We start from the raw sequence: 7,675 nt of genomic DNA on the forward strand, positions 1-7,675 counted from the left end.
GCCTGGTCGCGATCGTGCTGCGCAACGACGATGAGCAGTTGATCGAGCAGCAGATCGTCTCCTCGCACCTGCGCTCGCTGCAGCCCGGACACCTGATCGACGTCGTCTCCAGCGACCAGCACACGGTGAAACCCTGGTTCAACGGCAGGCTCGACGTGTCGCCGCCGGTGATCGACCTGACCTCGCAGGGCTTTGCGCTGGTCGGCGGCCGGCTCGATTACCTCGATGCCCGCGGCATCGGCGCCGTCGTCTACAAGCGCCGCGCCCATGTCATCAACCTGTTCGTGGAGCAGACCGGCAACGCCGCGCATGTCTCTGCCACGACGAACATGGTGCAGGGCTTCAACATCCGCGCCTGGAGCGAACGCGGCATGAGGTTCTGGGCGGTCAGCGACATCGGCGCCGACGAGCTCGCCGAGTTCGGCGAGAAGTTCGAGACCGCCCTGCAGGCGAACAAGGAAGGCTGAATTCCTAGGGCGGGCTAAAGCGGGCCGCGTGCACAGAAGCGTGCCACGCAAAGACGGAAACGTGCCCACCATTCGGCGCCAGGATGTCGAGAGAATGGTGGGCACGGCGCTTGCGCGCCTTAGCCCACCCTACCATTACTTCGCTAGTCCGCCCTACGCCGACTTCCGGATCGCGTTGTCGACCAGCGTCTTGCCGAGCGACCAGACCGCGCCGGGCACCTTGTGGCTGGCGGCGATCACGTCGTCGAAGGCCGTCTCGATCCAGCGGCAGTCCTCTTCGGTGATGGTGAGCGGCGGCAGCAGCTTGATGGTGTGCAGGCCGTGGCCCGCGACCTGCGTGAGGATCTTGTGATCCTTGAACAGCGGGACGGTGATGAGCTGGCAGAACAGGCCCTTGTTGGCGGTCTCCAGCATCGTCCATGACGCCTTCAGCCGCAGCGATTTCGGCGGGCCGAACTCGACGCCGATCATCAGCCCCTTGCCGCGCACCTCCTTCATCAGCTCGTAGCCCGGCACCATTCGCGTCAGTGCGAGCCGGAGCTCGGCGCCGCGCTTGGCCGCCTGCTCGACCAGCTTCTCGTTCTCCATCACTTCGAGCGTGGCGATACCGGCGGCCATCGCGAGGTCGTTCTTGCCGAAGGTCGAGCCATGCACCACCGCGCGATCCATGCGGTTGAAGATCTTGTCGAAGATGTGCTTGCGCGTCAGCAGCGCGCCGATCGGCACATGCCCGCCGGACAGCGCCTTCGCCAGCAGCACCATGTCGGGCTCGACATTCCAGTGCTCGACCGCGAGGAAACGGCCGGTGCGGCCGATGCCGGTCTGGATCTCGTCGGCGATGAACAGCGTGCCGTATTTGCGGCACAGCGCGGCGGCGGCCGGCAAGAAGTCGTCGGCGGGCAGGTTGACGCCCTTGCCCTGGATCGGCTCGACGATGAAGGCCGCGACATCGCGCGACGACAGCACGCGCTCGAGCGCGGCGAGATCGTTGAACGGCACGGCCGTGCAGCCCGGCAGCAGCGGCTCGAAGCCGTTGCGGAAATTGTCGTCGTCGGTGAGCGAGAGCGCGCCATACGACAGACCGTGGAACGAATGCTCGCAATGCACGATACCGGATCGACCCGTGGCACCGCGCGCGAACTTGATGGCCGCCTCAACCGTCTCGGCGCCGGAATTGGCGAAGAATATCTTGTCAAGATATGGAACATGTTTCAGCAGGCGTTCGGCGAGCACGCCTGCCAGCGTCGAGACGTCGAGTTGCACCAGGTTCGGAAGATCGCTATCCAGCACGCTCTTGAGCGCCGTGCGCAACGCGGGGTGGTTGCGCCCGATCGCAAAAACGCCAAAACCGCTCAATAGATCGAGATAGCGTACACCATCGCGATCATAGAGGTACTGGCCGTGTCCCTTCTGGAACCCCACATCGTAACCAATGGTTTTGAGGACACGTACCAGTTGCTCGTTTAAGTGGCGCGCATGCATGGAACTGCGTTGCGCCTGACGCGCCACAAACATCTCGGAAACGTCTAGATGGGAGTCCGTCATCGGCTACATACTTCGGTTGTTGGCCGTCTCGTCAAACTGAAATCGGGCGCTGCGGCGTTTTGCCCTTATTCGCCCGATCAACGCAAGCACAGGTTTGAGCCATGTTGCACCGCCCAAGAAAGACCAGGCTGGCTGTCGGTAAATGCACTGCGGGTTTCCTAGCCGCGTTGCTGACACCGACCTTACTGACGCCGGCATTCGCCGCCGACCCCACCGGTGACTGGCGGGTCGCCGATGGTGTCGCCAACATCAGGGTCGCCCAGTGCAACGGCAATGTGTGGGGCGCAGTTGCGTGGGAGAAAGAGCCCGGCGGCCGCGACAGCTACAATCCGGATCCCGCCAGGCGCACCCGGCCGACGCTCGGCATGCCGATCCTGATCAACATGAAGAAGAAGCCCGGCGAGGATGCCTGGGAGGGTGAGGTCTACAACGCCAAGGACGGCAAGACCTACAGCTCGACCATCACGCCGAAAGGTCCCGACCAGCTCGAAATCCAGGGCTGCGTGCTGGGCTTCCTGTGCGGCGGCGAGACCTGGACCCGCGTCGGCCCGCCGATCCCGTCGAGCCCGGTCAACAGCATGGCCAAGAGCAACGGCAAGACGACAGGCACCGCCAACAAGACCGTGGCCACAGCCCCGAAGGCCACGGGCCCCGCCACCCGCTCCGCCACGCCCGGTCAGAAACCGGGAGCTCAGGCGGACACGGTCGGCGACATCTGCCTACTCCCCGACATCGCGGGGCTTGCCCATTAGCGCGGGCTGGAACAGCAGCACGGCGGCAAGCGTGGTGACCAGCGACAGCGCCAACAGCTTGCCCATGCTGGATGTGCCGGGATGACTGGAGAGCCACAGGCTGCCGAAGGCGGTGGCCGTGGTCAGCGCGCTGAAGAAGATCGCTCGCGTCAGGCTGGTCTGCAGCAGATTCGTCCTGCCTGAGCGCCACGCCGTGACGTAATAGATCTTGAAGGCCACGCCGACGCCGAGCAGCAGCGGCAGTGCGACGATGTTGGCGAAATTCAGCGGAAGCTTGATCAGCACGCAGATTTCCAGCGTCACCGCGCCCGCGACCAGCAGCGGCACCAAGGTCAGCAGCACGTCGGTGATCCGCCGCAGCGTGATCCACAACAGCAGACTGATCACGACCAGCGCGTAGATGCCGGCGTGGATGAAGGCCTCGACCACGGTGTCGCCGGACTTCAGGATCGACACCGGTCCACCGATCGCCGTCGGCTCGGCGGCGAGCACGGCGCTGGCGAATTTGCGCAAATTGTCGTTGTCGTTGGGATCGCCGCGCGGCAGCGCCTCGACCCGCATCAGGCCGTCCTTGGCCTTGTACAGGCCGACGATGTCGGGCGGCAGGTTGTTCAGGCTGACCGGCTGCGCCTGCAGCAGATTCCTGAGCTGATCGAACACCACCTTGAGCGGCATGACGAAGACGTCCTGCGCCTTGTTGCGGGTCGCCTCATCGGCCTTCGTGAGCTTCTCCAGCGCGTCCGCCAGCCGCCGCGAGGCGATGCCGCCCGGTCCCTGGTTGTCGCCCGCGGTCCGCCGCAGCGCGTCCACCGAGCTCTTCAGCGCATCGACATTCTCCTGATCGGACGGCGGCGCGTCCACCGAATCCGGATTGAGCGCGGGGCCGACCTTCTTGGCCGCCGCCTCGATCAGCTTCAGCTTCGGCGCCTGGTCTTCCGGCACGAAGCTGTCGAGCGACGTCACGCGCAGCACTTCGGGCAGCTTCTCGAGCTTCGCCTCGATCTGCTTGGCGTCGGCCTCGGAGCGGGTCAGCACGTTGATGGCGTTGGCGCCGGTGTTCGGGTCCTTGCGCAGGTCGAGGAAGGTCGCGATCGATTCCGCCTTCGGGTTGCGCAGGTTCATCGGGTTGAAGTCGAACTTCATGAAATAGAGCAGCGGCAGGCCCGCCAGCGAGATCAGGATCGTGCCGACCACGATCGGAACGCGATGATCCTCGAGGAAGCGATCCAGCGGCGCGAGGAAGGCGTAGCCGACCGGCTCCTTCTCGCCGGGCGGATTGATGAGGCGGAGCAGCGCCGGCAGCACCGTGATGCTCGAGGTGAACGCGATCAGCATGCCGGCGCCGGCGATCTCGCCGAGCTCGGAAATGCCCTTGTAGTCGGTCGGCATGAAGCAGAGGAATCCGGCCGCGGTCGCCATCGCGGCGAGCGACAGCGGCACCGCGGCGCGGCGCGCCGCCTCGGCCAGTGCCGCCGAGAGGTCGTCGTTCTTGAACCGCTCCGAGCGGTAGCGCACGCTGAACTGGATGCCGAAATCGACGCCGAGCCCGATGAACAGCACCGCGAACGCGACCGAGAGCAGGTTGAACGATCCCACCAGCATCAGTCCGACCGCGGTCGTGAGCGACAGCCCGATGAACAGGTTGACGAACACGGCGAAGATGATCTTCGCCGAATGCAGCGCCAGCCAGAGGATGATCAGCACCACCACGACGGTGCCGAGGCCGTTGAGAATGGCGCCGTCCTGGACCGTGGCGTATTCCTCGTTGGCGATCGGCACCGGCCCGGTGAGGCGCACGCGGGCCTGATACCTGTCCGGGAAGCCGACCGCGATGGCGGCGGCGCGGATCGCGTCGGTCGCATTCTTGCCGGGCTCCAGCGCCTGGTAATCCAGCACCGGCTTGAACTCGATGAAGGCGCGCTTGTCGCTGTCCGTCAGCGGCTTGTCGGAGGTCAATTCGCGCCAGGAGAAGTTGGCGTCGCCCTTGTTGAGCACGTCCTCGACGGTCTGCGCGATCTGGTTGAAGGGCCGCGCGGTGTTGTCGAGCTTGACCTCGCCGCGCTTGACGCCGGCAAGGCCGGTCTCGAGCGCGCCGGTGAGCCCGCGGATCGACGGGTCGCCGGCCATGATCTCGAGCAAGGGAGCGGCGGATTCGAGCTGCCCGGTCAGCTCGCCGACCTCCTGGGTCGGCAGAAACAACAAGCCATTCTTCTCGAAGAACTCGCCCGAGCCGAGCGGCTGCATGGACTGGAAGTTCGTCTTGTCATCCCTCAGTTTCGCCTCGAGCGCCTTGGCCGCAGCGCTGGTCTGCTCGGGCGTGGGCGCCTCCACGACGGCCAGGATCGTGCTGTCGCGATCGAACGCCCGGTCGAACTGCTGGTCACGCTGGCGCCAGTCGAGATTGGACGAAATCAGCGTGTTGATGTCGGTATTGATGACGAAATGATGCGCCGTGTAGTAGCCGGCGCCGATCGCCAGAGCGAGGCTGAGCGCCAGCGTGACCGTTGCAAAACGGGTACACATCTTGACGATCGAGACGACAATACTTGTCAGCACATCAATTCTTTCTAATGTTATGAGCTTGCCGGAAACGTTCCGCCGTTCGGCGCCGTTCCGCGAGCTGGGCTAACCTCGCAGTGGGGATTTTTCCTTAAGCGCACCAAATTGCCATGACACGGCACGGACCGCTGAGGCCCGGCTGTATAGCCGGGATTGTTCGGCGACAAAATGACGAACAAGTGAGGGTAAAAGGGCTTTATCTTCAATAACTTGTCTGATAGTATCAAGATACCTTGATCGTCCCTGCGCCTCCTCCGTCCACCTGCCTTTCCTCGCAGATGAATTTTTGACACAAGACCTTGCCCGTCCCGCAGGTAACCGGAAGCGGAATATGAGCGTGGTGTTGGTATTGCGGGATCTGGGGTTTTCGGGGTTATGACCCTTCGGGGTCGAGACGATGAGTGAGGCAATTTGGGTAACGAACCTACCATGGAAGTATTTCTGGCGCAGCCACGCGGCTTCTGCGCCGGCGTCGTGCGCGCCATCGAAATCGTCGAGCGCGCGCTCGAGAAATACGGCCCGCCGGTCTATGTGCGTCATGAGATCGTGCACAACAAATACGTGGTCGAGAGCCTGAAGAACAAGGGCGCAATCTTCGTCGAGGATCTGTCCGAAGTACCACCCTCCTCCGTCACCGTGTTCAGCGCCCATGGCGTGGCGCGGACGGTGGAGGAGGAAGCCGCCGAGCGCGGGCTGGCGGTGCTCAACGCCACCTGCCCGCTGGTCACAAAGGTTCACAATCAAGGGAAGCGCTATATGTCAAAAGGTCGCGCGCTGATCCTGATCGGCCATGACGGCCATCCCGAGGTTGAGGGCACGATGGGGCAGGTTCCGGGCCCGGTGACGCTGGTCCAGAGCGTGAACGACGTGGCCGCGCTGACGCTGCCTCATGATACCCCGGTCGCCTATATCACCCAGACCACGCTCAGCGTCGATGATACCAAGGACATCATCGCCGCCCTTCACGCGCGATTTACAGACATTCAAGGCCCGGACATCCGGGATATCTGCTATGCGACACAAAATCGGCAATCTGCGGTAAGGGACCTCAGCAAGCTGGTGGACGTTATCCTGGTGGTCGGCGCAGCCAACAGTTCCAACTCCAACCGCCTGCGCGAAATCGGCAGCGAGGCCGGCGTCGCAAGTTACCTGATCGCTGATGGCAGCGAGCTCGATCCGGGTTGGCTGAAGGACGTCAGGGCTGTCGGCATCACCGCCGGCGCCTCGGCTCCCGAGGTTCTGGTCGACGACGTCATCGATGCGCTTCGTCGCATCGGCCCGGTGACGGTGTCGGTCCTTCCCGGCCGGGAAGAGAACATTGAATTTCGCCTGCCGGCCGAGCTGGCGGCAGGCTGACCTTCCGGTACCAGACAATCCCAGAAAGAACGAACTGATGGCGATCCCCTTCTTCAAGGAAATGCGTATTGGCGGCTATCTGATCAAGCAGAAGCTGCTCGGCCGAAAGCGCTATCCGCTGGTCCTGATGCTGGAGCCGCTGTTCCGCTGCAACCTCGCCTGCTCCGGCTGCGGCAAGATCGATTATCCCGACGCGATCCTGAACCGCCGCATGAGCGCGCAGGAGTGCTGGGACGCCGCCGAAGAATGCGGCGCGCCGATGGTCGCGATTCCCGGCGGCGAGCCGCTGATCCACAAGGAGATCGGCGAGATCGTGCGCGGCCTCGTGGCGCGCAAGAAGTTCGTCTCGCTCTGCACCAATGCGCTGCTGCTCGAGAAGAAGCTCGATCTGTTCGAGCCCTCGCCCTATCTGTTCTTCTCCGTGCATCTCGACGGCCTGCGCGACCACCACGACAAGTCGGTGTCGCAGAAGGGCGTGTTCGACCGCGCGGTCTCCGCGATCAAGGCGGCGAAGGCGCGCGGCTTCACCGTCAACGTCAACGCCACCATCTTCGACGGCCACCCCGCCGAGGAGATCGCGAAATTTCTCGACTTCTGCACCGAGCTCGGCGTCGGCGTCTCGATGTCGCCGGGCTACGCCTATGAGCGCGCGCCCGACCAGGAGCACTTCCTCAACCGCACCAAGACCAAGCGGCTGTTCCGCGACGTATTCGCGCTCGGCAAGGGCAAGAAGTGGAATTTCATGCATTCCGGCCTGTTCCTGGACTTCCTGGCCGGCAACCAGAGCTACGAATGCACACCGTGGGGCATGCCGGCGCGCAACATCTTCGGCTGGCAGAAGCCGTGCTATCTGCTCGGCGAGGGCTACACCAAGACCTTCGAGGAGCTGATGGAGACCACCGATTGGGACTCCTACGGCACCGGCAAGTACGAGAAGTGCGCCGACTGTATGGCCCATTGCGGCTACGAGCCGACGGCTGCGACGGCCTCCGCCGC

Annotated in this window: 6 protein-coding genes; 4 read left to right on the top strand and 2 right to left on the bottom strand. The window is 63.9% G+C overall.

The annotated features are described in order from the left end of the window. Positions 1–467: anti-sigma factor (locus JOY90_RS32980; protein ID WP_367277026.1), on the top strand; the 467-nt coding region annotated here is incomplete at its 5' end. 153 nt (positions 468–620) lie between these two features. Here the strand turns inward: JOY90_RS32980 and hpnO are convergent. Next, positions 621–2,012, bottom strand: a complete 1,392-nt coding sequence (gene hpnO / locus JOY90_RS32985) for an aminobacteriohopanetriol synthase HpnO (protein ID WP_291695279.1) — start codon at positions 2,010–2,012, stop codon at positions 621–623. A gap of 167 nt (positions 2,013–2,179) precedes the next feature. Between hpnO and JOY90_RS32990 the strand changes: the two genes are divergently transcribed. Next, on the top strand, positions 2,180–2,764 hold the full coding sequence (locus JOY90_RS32990; RefSeq protein WP_291695280.1) for a DUF2147 domain-containing protein: 585 nt from the start codon (positions 2,180–2,182) through the stop codon (positions 2,762–2,764). On the opposite strand, the gene JOY90_RS32995 is transcribed toward JOY90_RS32990, so the two are convergent. Then, entirely contained in the window at positions 2,732–5,320 is a 2,589-nt protein-coding gene (locus JOY90_RS32995) for an MMPL family transporter (RefSeq protein WP_291695281.1), read from the bottom strand. The two genes, JOY90_RS32990 and JOY90_RS32995, sit on opposite strands and share 33 nt — an antisense overlap. Positions 5,321–5,752: 432 nt before the next feature. On the opposite strand from JOY90_RS32995, the gene ispH reads away from it, so the two are divergent. Then, entirely contained in the window at positions 5,753–6,679 is a 927-nt protein-coding gene (gene ispH / locus JOY90_RS33000) for a 4-hydroxy-3-methylbut-2-enyl diphosphate reductase (protein ID WP_291695282.1), read from the top strand. A gap of 37 nt (positions 6,680–6,716) precedes the next feature. After that, positions 6,717–7,675, top strand: a 959-nt coding sequence (hpnH, locus tag JOY90_RS33005) for an adenosyl-hopene transferase HpnH (protein WP_291695283.1), incomplete at its 3' end; no start/stop codon positions are given.

Source organism: Bradyrhizobium sp., assembly GCF_019242285.1.
In the GTDB taxonomy this organism is placed as follows: Bacteria; Pseudomonadota; Alphaproteobacteria; order Rhizobiales; family Xanthobacteraceae; genus Bradyrhizobium.

Coding starts and splice junctions, on each gene's coding strand:
- ispH (WP_291695282.1), top strand. CDS start 5,753: ATGGAAGTATTTCTGGCGCAGCCACGCGGCTTCTGCGCCGGCGTCGTG.
- hpnO (WP_291695279.1), bottom strand. CDS start 2,012: ATGACGGACTCCCATCTAGACGTTTCCGAGATGTTTGTGGCGCGTCAG.